At 60.5% G+C, this 14750-nt stretch carries 15 protein-coding genes; 12 read left to right on the top strand and 3 right to left on the bottom strand.

Translation table 11 applies throughout. From position 1 onward, the window contains the following. Position 1 precedes the first annotated feature (1 nt). The 5 genes from trbL to F3J08_RS12940 are packed head-to-tail and all read left to right on the top strand — an operon-like array spanning position 2 to position 4329. Entirely contained in the window at positions 2-1252 is a 1251-nt protein-coding gene (trbL, locus tag F3J08_RS12960) for a P-type conjugative transfer protein TrbL (protein WP_166930471.1), read from the top strand. A gap of 2 nt (positions 1253-1254) precedes the next feature. Continuing rightward, positions 1255-1935, top strand: a complete 681-nt coding sequence (gene trbF / locus F3J08_RS12955; RefSeq protein WP_166930469.1) for a conjugal transfer protein TrbF — start codon at positions 1255-1257, stop codon at positions 1933-1935. Continuing rightward, positions 1935-2921: a P-type conjugative transfer protein TrbG gene (gene trbG / locus F3J08_RS12950; protein WP_166930467.1), complete on the top strand. Its 987-nt coding sequence runs from the start codon at positions 1935-1937 to the stop codon at positions 2919-2921. The genes trbF and trbG overlap by 1 nt, the downstream gene beginning before the upstream one ends. Continuing rightward, positions 2918-4078: a TrbI/VirB10 family protein gene (locus F3J08_RS12945; RefSeq protein WP_166930465.1), complete on the top strand. Its 1161-nt coding sequence runs from the start codon at positions 2918-2920 to the stop codon at positions 4076-4078. Before trbG ends, F3J08_RS12945 begins: the two co-directional genes overlap by 4 nt. Then, complete coding sequence (locus F3J08_RS12940; protein ID WP_166930463.1) at positions 4075-4329, top strand: DUF2274 domain-containing protein; 255 nt, start codon at positions 4075-4077, stop codon at positions 4327-4329. Before F3J08_RS12945 ends, F3J08_RS12940 begins: the two co-directional genes overlap by 4 nt. Here the strand turns inward: F3J08_RS12940 and F3J08_RS12935 are convergent. Beyond that, positions 4247-5197, bottom strand: a complete 951-nt coding sequence (locus F3J08_RS12935; RefSeq protein ID WP_166930461.1) for a LysR family transcriptional regulator — start codon at positions 5195-5197, stop codon at positions 4247-4249. The genes F3J08_RS12940 and F3J08_RS12935 overlap by 83 nt on opposite strands. An 80-nt stretch (positions 5198-5277) precedes the next feature. Between F3J08_RS12935 and F3J08_RS12930 the strand changes: the two genes are divergently transcribed. After that, positions 5278-6003, top strand: a complete 726-nt coding sequence (locus F3J08_RS12930; RefSeq protein ID WP_166930459.1) for a FadR/GntR family transcriptional regulator — start codon at positions 5278-5280, stop codon at positions 6001-6003. An 18-nt stretch (positions 6004-6021) separates the two neighbouring features. Here F3J08_RS12930 and F3J08_RS12925 read toward each other — a convergent pair whose 3' ends face one another. Together F3J08_RS12925 and F3J08_RS12920 are read right to left on the bottom strand one after the other, a co-directional pair. After that, positions 6022-6417, bottom strand: a complete 396-nt coding sequence (locus tag F3J08_RS12925) for a hypothetical protein (RefSeq protein ID WP_166930457.1) — start codon at positions 6415-6417, stop codon at positions 6022-6024. 43 nt (positions 6418-6460) lie between these two features. Then, entirely contained in the window at positions 6461-7417 is a 957-nt protein-coding gene (locus F3J08_RS12920) for a LysR family transcriptional regulator (RefSeq protein ID WP_166930455.1), read from the bottom strand. Between the two features lie 247 nt (positions 7418-7664). Here F3J08_RS12920 and F3J08_RS12915 point away from each other — a divergent pair, with 247 nt between their 5' ends. The 6 genes from F3J08_RS12915 (at position 7665) to F3J08_RS12890 (ending at position 14738) form a co-directional block, all read left to right on the top strand. Then, complete coding sequence (locus F3J08_RS12915; RefSeq protein ID WP_166930453.1) at positions 7665-9311, top strand: MFS transporter; 1647 nt, start codon at positions 7665-7667, stop codon at positions 9309-9311. Between the two features lie 131 nt (positions 9312-9442). Continuing rightward, positions 9443-10471 carry a ferritin-like domain-containing protein gene (locus F3J08_RS12910; protein WP_240149343.1) on the top strand — a complete coding sequence of 343 codons (1029 nt, stop codon included), beginning with the start codon at positions 9443-9445 and terminating at the stop codon, positions 10469-10471. Between the two features lie 96 nt (positions 10472-10567). Beyond that, complete coding sequence (locus tag F3J08_RS12905; RefSeq protein WP_240149345.1) at positions 10568-11623, top strand: HlyD family secretion protein; 1056 nt, start codon at positions 10568-10570, stop codon at positions 11621-11623. After that, complete coding sequence (locus tag F3J08_RS12900; RefSeq protein WP_370458739.1) at positions 11610-13202, top strand: efflux transporter outer membrane subunit; 1593 nt, start codon at positions 11610-11612, stop codon at positions 13200-13202. The genes F3J08_RS12905 and F3J08_RS12900 overlap by 14 nt, the downstream gene beginning before the upstream one ends. Next, the gene (locus F3J08_RS12895) at positions 13199-13927 is read left to right on the top strand and encodes a hypothetical protein (protein WP_166930447.1); all 729 of its coding nucleotides are present in this window, start codon (positions 13199-13201) and stop codon (positions 13925-13927) included. Before F3J08_RS12900 ends, F3J08_RS12895 begins: the two co-directional genes overlap by 4 nt. A gap of 205 nt (positions 13928-14132) precedes the next feature. Further along, positions 14133-14738, top strand: coding sequence for a flavin reductase family protein (locus F3J08_RS12890; RefSeq protein WP_166930445.1), 606 nt, complete (start codon positions 14133-14135; stop codon positions 14736-14738). The last annotated feature ends 12 nt before the right edge of the window (positions 14739-14750 follow it).

Genomic DNA, 14750 nt, shown 5'->3' with positions numbered 1-14750 from the left:
CATGCAACAGGGCACCGGCGTCATCGACAATTTCCTCGCCATTTTCACCCAGTATATCGATTCCGGCTTCGGTCTGGTGCAGGGCGACGTCCACTGGCTCGCCGCAACCCTGATTGCGATCGACATCACCCTGGCCGGGCTGTTCTGGGCACTGGCGCCGGACGAGGATGTGCTGGCGCGGCTGATCCGCAAGACCCTGTTCATTGGGATGTTTGCTTTCATCATCGGCAATTTCAACAGCCTGGCGCGGATCATCTATGAATCCTTCGCCGCGCTCGGGATTGAGGCGGGTGGTGGCCATCTCACCCAGGCGCAATTGCTCCAGCCCGGTCGGCTGGCGCAGGTCGGCATCGATGCCGGCAAGCCGATCCTGACCTCGATCTCCTCGCTGGTCGGCTTCGTCGCCATCTTCAACAACGCGATCCAGATCGCGGTGCTGCTGATCGCCTGGCTGATCGTGGTCATCAGCTTCTTCGTGATGGCGATCCAGCTCTTCGTGGCGCTGATCGAGTTCAAGCTGACCACCCTGGCGGGTTTCGTGCTGGTGCCCTTCGGCCTGTTCGGCCGCACCGCCTTCCTCGCCGAGAAAGTGCTGGGCAATGTCGTCTCGTCCGGGATCAAGGTGCTGATGCTGGCCGTCATCGTCGGTATCGGCTCGACGGTATTCGGCCAGTTCACCTCCGGCTTCAATAACCCGCCGACCATCAATGACGCGCTGACCCTGATCCTGGCTTCCCTGACATTGCTCGGCCTGACCGTATTCGGCCCGGCACTGGCCAACGGCCTGATCGCCGGTGGTCCGCAACTCGGCGCAGGATCCGCCGTCGGCACCGCGGCCGGGGTCGTCGGCGCCGGCGTGGCGGCTGCTACCGGCGTCGGCATGGCGGCAGGTGGTGCGGCGGCCGCCGTGCGGGGAGGGGCCTTCGTTGCCGGAGGCGCCACGTCCGCTTACCGGGCCGGCGGGGCATCGGGCGTGGCCAAGGCCGGGCTGTCGGCCGCCATGAGCCCGTTGCGACGGGCGGCGTCGGGCGTGCGCAACAGCTATGCCGCCGGAGGCGCCGCCGCGACCGGCGGGGCGGGTGGGGCTACGGCCTCGGGTGGCGCGAGCGCTGCCGGAAAACCGCCGGCCTGGGCCAGCCGGATGCAGCGCAACAACCGGATCAAAGGCGGCGCCGAAGCGGCCGCGCAGGCGATCAGGGGCGGCGATCGGCCCGGCGGGGGCCACGACGTCGATCTTTCGGAAGGAGAATAGCGATGTTTCGCCGCCCCACCGTGCGTTTCGGCCGGACGCCGGAACCGGAGACCCCCTATCAGAAGGCCGGGCAGGTCTGGGACGATCGAATCGGGTCCGCCCGCGTGCAGGCGCGCAACTGGCGGCTGGCCTTCTTCGGCTGCCTGACGCTGAGCGGCGGGTTGGCGGCCGGGCTGGTCTGGCTGTCGGCGCGCGGCACGATCACGCCCTGGGTGGTGCAGATCGACCGGCTGGGCCAGGCGCAGGCCGTCGGTCCCGCGACCGCCGCCTATCGTCCGACCGATCCGCAGATCGCCTGGTATCTTGCGCGCTTCGTCTCCGAGGTGCGCTCCATCCCCGCCGATCCGGTGGTGCTGCGGCAGAACTGGCTCGACGCCTATAATTACGTGACCGATCGCGGCGCGCTGGCGCTGAACGATTATGCCCGCACCAACGATCCCTTCAGTCGGATCGGCAAGATGCAGGTCGCGGTTGAGATCGCCAGCGTGATCCGCGCCTCCGACGACAGCTTCCGCGTCGCCTGGGTCGAGCGCCGCTATGTCGATGGCGCGCTGGCTTCGACCGAACGCTGGAGCGCGATCCTCACCCTCGTCGTCCAGACGCCTACCGACGCCGAGCGCCTGCGCAAGAATCCGCTCGGCATCTACATCCACGCCCTCAACTGGTCCAGGGAACTCGGCTAATGCGCACCCTCAACACCATCGCGCAGTTCATGATCCTGCTGGCGCCGCTGGCGGCCTGCTCCTCATGGAAGCCGCCTGCCATCAGATACGACGATACGCCCCGGCAGGCAGTGCTTACGCCTGACCCGCCTAAGCCGGTGCAGGTGGTGGCACTCCCCGAGCCCTTGCCGTTGCCGGGGCAGCTCAAGCCGATCCCGTTCCGGCATGCGGCGCCGGAACCGACGGATCCCCATCAGCGGGTCGAGCGTGCCAACAGTGCGGCGCGGATCCAGCCGACGCGGGCCGGCTATCTCAACGCGATCCAGGTCTATCCCTTCTCCGATGGCGCGCTCTATCAGCTCTACGCCGCACCCGGCGAGATTACCGATATCGCGCTGCAGCCCGGTGAGAAGCTGGTGGGTGCCGGCCCGGTCGCCGCCGGCGATACCGTGCGCTGGATCATCGGCGACACGGAAAGTGGGGCAGGGGCGTCGAAACGGATTCATATCCTGCTCAAGCCGACCCGGCCGGACCTCACCAGCAACCTGGTCATCAATACCGACCGGCGCACCTACCATCTGGAACTGCGCTCCGACGAGCGGACCTATATGGCTTCGGTGTCCTGGGAGTATCCGCAGGACCAGATCGTTGCCCTGCGCGACCAGGATCGCGATGCCGACCTTGGCACTCCAGTTGCGACCGCCGTCGATCTCGATGCACTGAATTTCCGTTACCGGATCGAGGGCGACGAGGCGCCGTGGCGGCCGTTGCGCGCCTTCGATGACGGGCGGCAGGTGTTTATCGAGTTTCCGGCCGGGATTGCCCAGGGCGAGATGCCGCCGCTCTGGGTGATCGGCCCGCAGGGCGACGGCCAGTTGGTGAACTACCGGGTGCGTGGCAACCGGATGGTCGTCGATCGCCTGTTCGCCGCCGCCGAGTTGCGGCTGGGGGCGAAGCACCAGCAGGTCGTGCGCATCGTCCGTACCGACGGGACGCGGCGATCATGAGCGAAAGCGTGGGGCGCGGTGATGTCGAGACGCCAGGGGGGGCCGTCAGACCGCCGGGCGAGATGCGGCTGCGGATAACGCGCCCGCCGGTCACGCGTCTGTCGCGCAAGGTGATCCTCGGTCTGTCGGTCGTTGCTGTGACCGGTGTCGGCGGTGCGCTCTATCTGGCGCTGAAGCCGGTGCCACCGAAGAGCAATGCCGAACTCTATAATACTGGCAGCCGCACCACGCCCGATGGGCTGGCCAATCTGCCGGGCGACTATACCCATCCGCCGCGGCTCGGGGCTCCGCTGCCCGGTGATCTTGGTCGGCCGTTGCTCAAGGCAGGCATCGGCGCTCCCGGCATGGCGACACCGGCGGCGACCGCCGATCCGGAGAAGCAGCGTATCGCCCAGGAACAGGAAGCAGCGCGGGTCAGTCACCTGTTCACCCAGACGCAGATGGGCCGGGATGTCGCAACGCCGATGACGGCGGGTGCGACGGCAACCCTACCCGGCAGCGTTGCTACCGATCGCAAGCAGGCGTTCCTCGACGGCCCGGTCGACCTGCGCACCGTCAGTAACGCGCGTCTGACGCCCGCTCCCAGCCCGTATGTGCTTCAGGCGGGATCGATCATTCCCGGTGCGTTGATCACCGGCATCCGCTCGGACCTGCCCGGCGAGGTCACCGCCCAGGTGACGGAGAATGTTTATGACAGCCCGACCGGACATATCCTGCTCATCCCGCAGGGGGCAAAGCTGATCGGCCGCTATGACTCTCAGATCGCCTATGGCCAGAAGCGGGTGCTGCTGGTGTGGACCCGGCTGATACGCGGTGCCGGGGATTCGATCGTGCTGGAGAATGAGCCGGCCGCCGATGCGGCGGGCTTCGCCGGATTGCAGGATCAGACTGACAATCACTGGGGCGAGGTATTCAAGGCCGCTTTCGTTTCGACGATGCTGAGCGTCGGTTCGGAAGCTGATATTGGCGGCAGCAATGGCATTGCCCAGGCGTTGCGCACCGGCGGCTCGCAGGGCTTCAACCAGATCGGCGAGCAGATCGTGGGGCGGTCGCTGAATATCCAGCCGACCAACACAATCCGGCGTGGCTTTCCATTACGGGTCATGGTGCATCGTGACCTGGTTCTTACCCCATTCAGACAGGAGGTTTCCCGATGACGAAACTCAGGCTGGGGCCGTTTACCGACGACAAGCCGGTTCGGCTTACTGTTGAGCTTCCTGCTACCGTGCATCGCGATCTGGTTGAATATGGGCATTTGCTGGCGCGTGAGAGCGGTCAGGCCGCGATCATGCCAGCGAAATTGATCGCGCCGATGCTGGCTCGTTTCATGGAGGGGGATCGGGCTTTCCAACGTCGACGCCGCGCGCAAAAGAAGGAGGCGAGCGGGTCCTGGTCAGCGTGCGCATGAAGCTTACAAATCGACCAAGGAAAGCATCCTCGGATTCGGCACGCCAGGCCAAATGTACATTGAAGCTATCGTCGAGGCCCGATATCGGGCGGAATGCGAGGCCAAGCGGCACAAGATCACGACACGCGGTGTTGGTTAGCCCAATACCCGCGCCAGAGCGCACTTGCGACAAAAGAGTAATTATCCCGCCTGTATGGACCACGAGATGCCCATGTTGATCAAATGCGTCGAGTTTAAAATGGTTGCGTCGTTCTTCATGTGGATCGACTGGGACCAGAAGTCGCTCCTTCATGATCTTGGCTATTGGTAGAGTGGGCAGCTTCGCCAAGTGATGCTCCTCTGGCAGAACCGCGAGAAGCTTGTCATTATATAAAATGAACGACGCCATACTGTCGTTGAGTACACAATCCGGTAAAATTGCTGCGTCAACGTGTCGCTTGACCAGCGAAGCAGCTATGCTTTCGCCGTCGGGTACGTAGAGGCCAATGCGCGTTCTTGGATGGCGCTCGTTCCAAGCCCGAAACCACGCCTCAATTGAAGGATGAAGTGGCGGCCGCGCGACCCCAATACGGATTTCACCGTCCGGCAAATCAGCTTCATTGGCTATAATGGTCACGAGATGATTGGCTTCTGTCATGATTCGACGAGCATGCCGGAGAACCCGCTGCCCGGGCTTGGTGACCACGGTTCCCCCTGTGCCCCGTTCGAAAAGCGTGATTCCCAGCGAGTCCTCGATCCGCGTCAGGCGGCGGCTCAGTGCGGCGACGGATACGTCGAGAGCAGTGGCAGCACGGCCCAGACTATGGGTAGCGTCGAGAACGAGCAGGCTATGAAGGTCGCGTAGACTCAATGAATGGAAGCGTTGCATCACCACTTCATCCCGTCGATCTTATGATTTGCTCCGTATCTTCGTGGGACAAGGTCAATTTTTGGGCTATAATTCCTCCTATGTCTGGATCATCCTCACTTTCCCAACTTTCCCAACTTTCCCAACTTCCCCGACGTTCCCTCGTCGATTGTGCGATTGACGCCATGCGGGAAAAAATCGAAAGCGGCGCCTGGCCCGTCGGAGAACGTATCCCAAAAGAGACGGAACTTTCCGAGATGTTGCAGGTTGGGCGGAATACGGTGAGGGAGGCTATTCGTGTCCTGTCCCATGCTGACGTGCTGGAAGTCCGGCAGGGGGACGGAACGTATGTCCGCTTTGAACTTGACCCTGCTGCCGTCATGCGGCGCGTCACGCGTTCCAGCCTCCGGGATCATTTTGAACTGCGTGTCATTCTGGAAACGGAAGCAGCCAGGCTGGCTGCGCAACATCGGACCGCCAAGGATATTCGGAAGCTGGAGAAAACACTCAAGGCACGCGGCGAGTGGGCTGCGGGCGGTGATCTTGATCAGTTTCTGATAGCAGATACGGCATTTCATCTTGCGGTCGCCGAAGCGACCCACAATGAAGCCCTGGTTGAACTTTACCGATACTTTCTTGTCGCGGCGCGTCAGGCGGGGCGTGCTGTCATGGAAGAGCATGGCCTGCCTGAACCCGGCTATGCCGCCCATGAACGGATCTTCCGGGCAATAGAGCAGGGAGATGGCACGCGCGCGGCCCGTGCGGCAAGCGCGGTCGTCCGGCCGCTCGTGCAGGCTCTTTCCGATCATACCGGGAATAAGGACTGAGCCGCGCGTAACGGCCATCTATCTACCGGCCAGAACATGGTGGGCCAGGATTTCGGCTTCTGCTTTTGTCGTCGTGGCCATCTGAGGAACACCGAACGCGCGTTCTGCACCCGGAAACATCTCTTCAAGGGCCGAGCGTCGTGTCGCATCGGGTTCAATCAGGATCATGACCCGGCATAATCTGGAAAGGCGCTCGCGGTTTGTCTTAAGCCAGAGGCCTCGTTCCTTTCTGTCCTCGTGATCTTCTTCCGGAGCAGGGGGGTAAATCAGGGCAAACGGGATGCCGCGTTCCAGAAGGGCGGTCATCTCGTCCTTCCAGTCTGCCGCGTAACCCGGGACCACCTGGTCCGGGTTCAGGCAGACCAGTGGAAAATCGCTTGTATTGAGCACTCCCGAAGCGTCAGAAAAAGTCATCTCTGTTCTCCATAATATACAAAGGACGGATTATCCGACCTTTCTAATGAATGAGGGTGTCTGCCGTCGGGGCAGCTTCATGTGAGCGATTGCGCCATTCGTTCGTTACCGTGAGAACGGTGCGACGCAGCCATCGATGCACCCCATCTGAATCGTGGCGGGGATGCCATGCCTGAAAGACATTGACGGGTGCGAGCTGGAGTGGGAGGGGAAAAGCGTACAACCCCAGACGGTCGAGTGTGTCGCGGTTCATCGCTACATCGGGCACCGGGAGGATCAGATCGGTCCGGTGCAGGCCCTGCATCGCGGTGTAATACGAGGGGACGAGAAGGGCCACGTTCCGGTTGAGGCCGAATTCTTCCTGCAGCGCGTCATCAATGGGACCATGTCGCCGACTGCGACGTGACACACTGATGTGGTCATATTGAACCAGTGACTGGGGCGTGATCTCACCAAGCAGGATCGGATGGCCTGCGCGCACGATCCCATGAAAACGGCTTTCGAAGAGTGTCTGCCGCATGATTTCCGGCCGCAGGTTTTCGGTTGCACCGATATACAGGTCGATCGCCGCACGCCGCAGAGCATCGCTATCGTCTCCGTCGGTTTCACTGGCAAAAACAACGGCAGCATCTGGACAGTCTCCCCGCAAGGTCTGAAGCAGCTTCGTCGCGAATGGTCCCACGACAACATCTGCGGCCCGGATCGTGAAGACAGGTTTTATACCCGTAAAATCCAGTTTCTCGTCCCTGCGCATCAGGTCATGCATGCCTGCGAGGATACGGCTGATGCGCGGCTGCATCTGGAGCGCGCGCGGTGTCGGCACCATGTTGCGGCCCATCTGTACAAGGATTGGGTCACCGAAGGTTGCCCTGATCTTGGATAGGGTGCGGCTGATTGTCGCAGCGCTGACCTGAAGACGCTGGGCGGCACCCGTCACGCTCGATTCCTCAATCAGCACATTCATGGCGTGTAACAGGTTCAGGTCGTAGCCACGCGTCATCAATAAAGTCCTCCCGCGCACTGAAGGCGGTTCATACCCGTCTGTCTGGCAATGCCATAATAGATGGGAACATAGGATGTTTAAGGCAATCGACTCTGCCAGAAGCATGAGGACGCTGCAATAATTTTATGCGCTCTTACCGTTACGGTTCATGAGAGCCATGTTTTCATATTTGAGTGTTCCCGATCCCGGTAATTGCGATCACAGTCGCCGCAGACATACCTATTGCAAATTAAAGAGGCGTCGTTTGACCCGGATCGACCTTCCCCCTGCGGTGGTGGCTGAACCCACACCTGCTGCACCGCCTCCACCTCCACCGCCTCCGAAAGGTCCAGCTTTCGGTCTGCGTCTCGCCACTGGCCTGATCGGCGTACTGCTGGCCGTGTTGCTGGCCGGTTTCAACGAGCATACAACCGAAATGGCGCTGGCCGATATCAAGGGGCAACTCCATATAGGGCATGACGAGGGAACGTGGATCATAGCCCTGTTCGAAGCCTTCAATATTTCGGCGATGGCTTTTGCGCCATGGTGTTCGGTGACGTTTTCGATCCGACGTCTGACCATTGTCATGACAGGAATGGTTGGGGTGCTTGGGCTCGCGGCCCCTTTCATGCCGAACCTTGGCGCTCTTCTCATTCTGCGTAGCCTGCAGGGTTTCGCCTGTGGCTGCCTGCCACCCATGCTGATGACGGTGGCGCTGCGCTTCCTCCCGACCAACATCAAGATTTACGGTCTTGGCGCCTATGCCCTGACTGCGACGTTTGGTCCCAATCTCGGCGTGCCGCTGGCGGGCTTCTGGTTTGAATATGTCGGTTGGCAGTTCCTGTTCTGGCAGATCGTTCCACTCTGTATGATCTCGATGATCTGTGTGGCGTGGGGGCTGCCGCGGGATCCGCTGCGGCTGGAGCGCTTCAGGCAGTTCGACTGGAGGGGACTGCTGACCGGTCTGCCCGCGATCTGCTCGCTGGTCATTGCGCTCGAACAGGGCGACCGGCTCGACTGGTTCCGCTCACCGCTTATTACACATCTGTTCTGTGGCGGTGGTTTTCTATTTATTCTTTTCATTATCAATGAATGGTTCCATCCACTGCCGTTCTTCCGGATTCAGTTGCTCAAACAGAGAAATGTCTCGGACTCCCTGCTGACCCTGGCGGCCGTGCTCGTTCTTTGTGTTGTCACTATCGAGATCCCCTCGGTTTACCTTGAAGAGGTGAGGGGATACCGGCCTATCCAAACTGCGCCCATCGCGCTGATTCTGGCTGTTCCCCAACTGATCGCGCTGCCACTGGTGTCTGCGCTCTGTAATATTCGCAAGGTTGATTGCCGGATCGTACTCATGGCTGGGCTGGCGATACAGGGGGCATCCTACTGGCTGGGGACATGGATCGATTCAGACTGGGTGCGTGAGAATTTCTACATTGTCCAGCTGATGCAGGTCGCCAGCCAGCCGATGATGGTCATTTCGATCCTGATGCTGGCGACCATGGGCCTCGGACCGGCGGATGGCCCCTTCATCTCGGGCATGTTCAACATGACCAAGGGATTTGCCAACGCCATTGCTGCTGGTGTCATCGCAGCGCTTCTGCGCCGGCGGGAGCAATATCACTCCACTATGTTGCTGGATACTTACGGTTATAACCAGAATGCCCTGGAAGGGATGGGCGATCCTGCCAGTACGTTGCTTGCTCCCCACATCGCCGACCCTGATCGTCTGGCGCGGAATACGCAGGTTCTTCTCCACGGCAAGGTCGCCGAGCAGTCTCTCGTACTGGCGTGCGCGGACATCTATTACGTGATGGTCGGGCTCTGTGCCGCTTTCATTATCCTCAATATGTTCCTGCCCCAGCGGGTTTATCCTCCACGCGCGCCGTCAGCCAGCGCCCCGGCCAAATAAGCCACAGGATCAAAATCATGTCAGACAGGATGCATCCCGTGCCACGCTCTAATTCTGAGCTTAAAAACATCCCATCACCCGATGAAAGCATCGAAGCATTCAGGGCTGATCTAGAACGGATTTATGGAGACATGCCTCAGGCCGCGGATATTGCTCACGCCGGGACCAAGGCGCTCGCCAATGCCGATTATCACGCGCGGCACTGGCAGAGTAGTGAACCGGGCTCCCTGAGCCCTGGCAGTCTCGCCCATAAGCGCGCGGTGTCGCGCATGTTCCGCGATACGTTCAATCCATACCGGCCTTCCGTCATCGACTGGCCCCGGCTTGATCCTGATACATTGCGACGCATCACATCCCTGCCGATCTGGGACATCGCCGTTGAAACCGAAGGCAAGGCGCGCCTCAGGATGGCGGCCTATGCCGCGACTATTGCTGACCCTGACATGAAGGACGCCATCGCCCGGAACGCGTGGGAGGAAAATCGTCATAAGGAAGTGCTCTCCCGATTGGTCGAGGCCTATGGGATTCCGCTGGCCAAGGAGCCGCCATACATCACCCCGCGTGATACCGAATGGGCCTATATGGTCACAGGTTTTTCCGAATGCGTGGACAGCTTCTTTGCGTTCGGGCTGTTCGAACTGGCAAAGCGTTCCGGCTTCTTTCCGGCCGAACTGGTCGAGACGTTCGAGCCGGTCATGCAGGAAGAGTGCCGCCATATCCTTCTGTTCGCCAACTGGCTTGCGTGGCATCGCGCCACCCTGCCGCTGTGGAAGCGTCCATGGTTTGAAACCCGGGTGCTCGGTGTCTGGCTGTTTCTCGCATGGGAGCGGATCGGCATGGTCAGAAGCATGGATGCCGACGGTAATATGCGCGAGCAGGACGCGAATTTCACCGTATCTGGCGCAAAAGACGTGTCCAGCATCGACGTCAGCCTGCGGGGGCTTCTGGGCATTTGCCTGGACGAGAACGAGCGGCGGTTTGCGGGGTACGATGCGAGGCTGCGTAGACCCCGGATGACGCCGGCCCTCTCCCGATGCCTCCGATACGTTCTCCCCCGTTCAAAGACCCCAACAGTTGCCGCGTCACGACCCAACCTCGTCGAGAAGGTCGGTGGCCTTTGCTTTGCGGGCCTTCTTGTTCTTTACGCGCGGACGATGTGACCACCTTTGCCAACATCCTGTCTGTCTCGCTGACGCACTGGCTCAGGTGCGCTGTCGGGGATTTCTGGAGCTGAAATGTCACGAACACGAAACCTCATGCTGATCGGCGCAGGCGTCGTCGGTCTTGGCGCCGCCGCCTGGTTCGCAGACCACCTCATTCTCGGTAATGGCGTCCATGTCGAAACCAATGATGCTTATGTCACGGCTTATTCCACGCTGGTTGCCCCAAAAGTCTCGGGCCGTATCGATCATGTGCAGGCGCAGGATAATGAGCGGGTCGATACCGGTGAAGAACTCGCCCATATCGAGGACGATGATTATCGCGCCGCGCTGAAAGTGGCACAGGGAAACGTCGCGGTCGCGCAGGCGGACATCGCCAATCTGCAGGCTGAACTGGACAGGCAGAACGCAGTCATCGCGGCGGCCGCCGCAACAGTACAGGCCGACGAGGCAGCCCTCGAATTCGCCCGTCAGGACGAAGCGCGTTATCGAAACCTGTCCGCGGGAGGTGCTGGCACGGTCGAGCAGCGCCAGCGAACGGCGTCCGGGACGCGCCAGGCTGTCGCGACCTTGATCAGGGATCAGGCTGGAGTTCAGGCCGCAAAAGATCAAGTGGCAGTTCTGACCGCACAACTTGACCGGGCAAAAGGAAGCCTCGACCGGGCAGAGGGAGAACTGCGTCAGGCGGAACTGGATCTGTCCTACTGCACGATCCCTGCGCCCATCAATGGTGTCGTGGGCGTGCGAGGCGTACGCGTCGGCAATTACGTTCATGCCGGGACCGCGCTCATGGCCGTGGTGCCCGTGCAGGATGCCTTTGTCGTGGCGCATTTCCAGGAGACGCAGCTCACTCGTGTATTGCCAGGGCAGAAAGCCACGGTTTGGGTGGATACATTCCCCGGACATCCGCTCCGCGCCCATGTGGACAGTATACCGCCTGCGACCGGTGTCGCGTTCGCTCCCATCCAGCCAGACAATGCTACCGGGAACTTTACCAAGGTCGTCCAGCGCCTGCCGGTCCGCGTAACCTTTGATCCCGGTCAGCCACTGGCGGCCCGTGTGCGGGTGGGCATGTCCGTTGAGGTCCGGATCGACACGTCCTCAACGCCGGAAGGCAGCAAGGCCAGGGATGAGCGCTATGTCTGGCAATAAAGCGATGATCGCCGCCGCGCGTTCAATGCGTTCTCGCCTCGCCGCGTGGCTGGCTCTCGGTCTGCCCATGGCAGGATGTACGGTCGGACCTGATTACCATAGATCCCCACCGGCCTCACCAGCATCCTGGCACCAGAGTGTCGCGCCCGCTGAAAGTCATCCGGTTCAGGCACAGCTCGATCCGGAATGGTGGACCATCTACAATGATCCCGTCCTGACCGCGCTTGAACATCAGGTGGCCGGGGCCAACCTTGACCTGCAGGCGGCTGCCTATCGCTTCGCCCAGAGCATGGCGGAGCGCAGGATTGCGAGCGCCGCCCAGTTCCCGCATGCCGAAGCCAATGCCTCCTATGCGCGTGAGCGGGCCAGTCCCAACGGTGTCCTGGGTCTGCTCGGCACCATGGAAGAACAGGGGGCAGGGTCAATCGCGAGTGGAACGCAGGGGTTTGGACCCACACGCCTTCCGGGATCTGCAGGAGCTTCATCCTTCAACCTGCCACAATACGGTGTCAACGCCTCGTGGGAGGTCGATTTCTGGGGGCACGTCCGCCGGCAGGTCGAGGCTGCGACGGCCGCAATGCGTGCAACCGAAGATATGCGACGCGATGTATTGGTGTCGCTCATGGCAGAAACCGCGCAGGACTACCTCGAACTGCGCGGGGTGCAGGCCCAGATCGGAATTGTCGAAAACAATATCGGGATCGCGCGCCATAGCGTGCAACTGACAACGTTGCGTTTCACCCAAGGAGCGGCCACCCGCCTGGATGTTGCGGATTCTACCGGACAGCTGCACAGTTTTGAATCCCGTCTTCCCGTTCTGAAAAGTCAGGAAGTGCATCTGATCAACGCGCTGAGTTTTCTGGTGGCGCGTGAACCCGGTGCCCTCGCGGCGCAACTCGGCAAACCCGCACCGGTTCCTCCCGTGCCAGCGTCGGTGCCGGTGGGTCTCCCGTCCGAGCTGGCCGAACGGCGGCCGGATATTCGTATGGCGGAAGAGCGTCTGCACGCTGCGACGGCCAACATCGGTGTGGCCATCGCTGATTTCTTCCCGCGCGTCACGCTCTCGGGAAGTCTGGATGTGCAGGCGCTCCAGTTCAGCGGGCTGGGCTCATGGGCGTCGCGACAGTATGGTTTCGGACCGACAGCGACATTACCGATTTTTGAAGGCGGACGCCTGACAGGTCAGCTACGCCTGCGCAAAGCGCAGCAAAGGGAAGCCGCTGTCATACTCCAGCGCACGGTACTGAAGGCCTGGCAGGAAATCGACGACGCCATGGCTGATCTCTCGGCGGCGCAGAACCAGAGGGATCGTCTCGCGGAAGCCGTGAAGGAAAACGAGGTCGCCGTGCAAACAGCTCAGGCCCAGTATGTGCAGGGATCATCTGACTTCTTGAATGTCCTGACCTTGCAGAACGCACTTCTGGCGACCCAGAACCAGCTCGTGCAGGCCACAACCAGCGCCTCCACTTCGGTCACGCGTCTCTACCGTGCGCTCGGCGGTGGATGGGAGCGGCAGTTCCCGGTTCAGGCGCAACGTTATGCTGCAGGCTCGACATCAGCGCCAAAGGGAAAATCATGATCACCGTTCGCCCCGCCCGGGATCTCGGGACTGCGACGCAGCCTGGCGTGACCATTCGCTGTCATTTCTCTTTCGCGGAATATCGTGACCTCGCTCACGTTCATTGGGGACAGATTCGTGCGATCAACATCGCCGTTTTCGAGCCCTTTGCCGAGTTCCGGCTGGGAGAAGAGGATGCCCGGGATATTGTCACGATTGTTCTCAAAGGCACTTTTTTTGCCGAAGTTGACGGTCAGGGACCGCATCAGCTTCAAGAGGGCGATATCCATCTGCTCAGTGCAGGGCGGGGAATTCAGGATGCGACGTGGTGGGCCGCCGGTTCGGACTCTTCATTCATGCAGGTATGGCTGCTACCGGATGAGGAGGGTGGGGTGCCGGAAAGTGTGATTCATCACCGTCCGGTCCGGCATGGGCAAAATGCGCTCGCTATTCTTGCAAGCGGCTTCGCCGAGGATTCGCCGGAAGACATCGATAGTGGAGGAGCAGACGAACCACTCCCACTTCGTGCTTCTACGCGGGTCATGGGGATGGCGCTGCAATCGGGAATTATGACGCATTACACCACAGGAGCGGGACGTCGGCTTTACCTCGTTGCGCTTTCGGGCACGATATGGGTCAATGACCAGCCGATGAGTAGCGGGTCGGGGGCGGAAATTTATAACGAAACAGAGGTGAGGCTTCAGGGAGAGACCGATACCACCGTCTTGCTGATTGATACCGCCTGAAGATACGGGTTTTGCTCAGATCGCGGAGCGAGAGTTCATTCGGAAAATAGGTGGTTGAGAAGAAGGGGAGAGTCTTTGGGGAAAGGGGTAGTGGCTTGGGTCACGTCATAGAGTATCGCTTTATCAAGCGACTCCGTAACATCCGCAGGCTCGCCCAAACGCATGAGTTCCGGCATCGGGACTGCGTTTTCAGGAGTTCAAAATAATGAAGACAATTCGTATCCCTGCCCGAAGCATGTATTACGGCACACCGGTCGCCTTGGTCTGTATGCAGAACAGCGACGGCTCGGACAATCTGACGCCCATGTCGTCATCCTGGTCCATCAGGGATTTCTTGGTGCTTGGCTTGGGATCTGCGTCTCAGGCTATGGAAAATTTACGTCATCGTCCTCGCCTGACGGTAAACCTTCCTTCTGCAGAGATGTGGGAATCAATTGAGCGTATTGCCGCGTTTACCGGGAGAAATCCTGTTCCTGACTATAAGGCGGCACAGTTCTCTTATTGTCGGGACAAGTTTGAGGTTGCAGGGCTGACGCGGCTCACATCGACTGAAGGCGGTCCGTCACGCGTTGCCGAGTGTCCAATCCAGATTGAGGCTGTCGTAAATACCATGACTGACGTTTCGGACGACCCAGAGGGGTTTTCCGTTATCATCGCAAAAGCCATCGTGCTGCATGCTGCAGTCGGGATCATTAATGAAACGTCCAGTCAGATCAATCCGGCAAAATGGGATCCTCTTGTATTCAGTTACGGGACCTATCACGGTCTCGGCCCTGAATTGGGCCGTATGGCCCGTAGCGTGCGCTCCTGAAGGAATTGTATA

It is taken from the genome of Asaia sp. As-1742 (assembly GCF_011753235.1).
GTDB lineage: Bacteria > Pseudomonadota > Alphaproteobacteria > Acetobacterales > Acetobacteraceae > Asaia > Asaia bogorensis_B.
The sequence above is the reverse complement of the archived record's forward strand: the minus strand, read 5'-3'. Positions and strand labels throughout refer to the sequence as shown.

What these genes read in the sequence shown, in the direction of transcription:
- F3J08_RS12895 (WP_166930447.1), top strand. Translation starts at nt 13,199, where the DNA reads ATGATCACCGTTCGCCCCGCCCGGGATCTCGGGACTGCGACGCAGCCT.
- trbF (WP_166930469.1), top strand. Translation starts at nt 1,255, where the DNA reads ATGTTTCGCCGCCCCACCGTGCGTTTCGGCCGGACGCCGGAACCGGAG.
- F3J08_RS12890 (WP_166930445.1), top strand. Translation starts at nt 14,133, where the DNA reads ATGAAGACAATTCGTATCCCTGCCCGAAGCATGTATTACGGCACACCG.
- F3J08_RS12940 (WP_166930463.1), top strand. Translation starts at nt 4,075, where the DNA reads ATGACGAAACTCAGGCTGGGGCCGTTTACCGACGACAAGCCGGTTCGG.
- trbG (WP_166930467.1), top strand. Translation starts at nt 1,935, where the DNA reads ATGCGCACCCTCAACACCATCGCGCAGTTCATGATCCTGCTGGCGCCG.
- F3J08_RS12900 (WP_370458739.1), top strand. Translation starts at nt 11,610, where the DNA reads ATGTCTGGCAATAAAGCGATGATCGCCGCCGCGCGTTCAATGCGTTCT.
- trbL (WP_166930471.1), top strand. Translation starts at nt 2, where the DNA reads ATGCAACAGGGCACCGGCGTCATCGACAATTTCCTCGCCATTTTCACC.
- F3J08_RS12925 (WP_166930457.1), bottom strand. Translation starts at nt 6,417, where the DNA reads ATGACTTTTTCTGACGCTTCGGGAGTGCTCAATACAAGCGATTTTCCA.
- F3J08_RS12930 (WP_166930459.1), top strand. Translation starts at nt 5,278, where the DNA reads ATGTCTGGATCATCCTCACTTTCCCAACTTTCCCAACTTTCCCAACTT.
- F3J08_RS12910 (WP_240149343.1), top strand. Translation starts at nt 9,443, where the DNA reads ATGCCTCAGGCCGCGGATATTGCTCACGCCGGGACCAAGGCGCTCGCC.
- F3J08_RS12945 (WP_166930465.1), top strand. Translation starts at nt 2,918, where the DNA reads ATGAGCGAAAGCGTGGGGCGCGGTGATGTCGAGACGCCAGGGGGGGCC.
- F3J08_RS12920 (WP_166930455.1), bottom strand. Translation starts at nt 7,417, where the DNA reads ATGACGCGTGGCTACGACCTGAACCTGTTACACGCCATGAATGTGCTG.
- F3J08_RS12905 (WP_240149345.1), top strand. Translation starts at nt 10,568, where the DNA reads ATGCTGATCGGCGCAGGCGTCGTCGGTCTTGGCGCCGCCGCCTGGTTC.
- F3J08_RS12935 (WP_166930461.1), bottom strand. Translation starts at nt 5,197, where the DNA reads ATGCAACGCTTCCATTCATTGAGTCTACGCGACCTTCATAGCCTGCTC.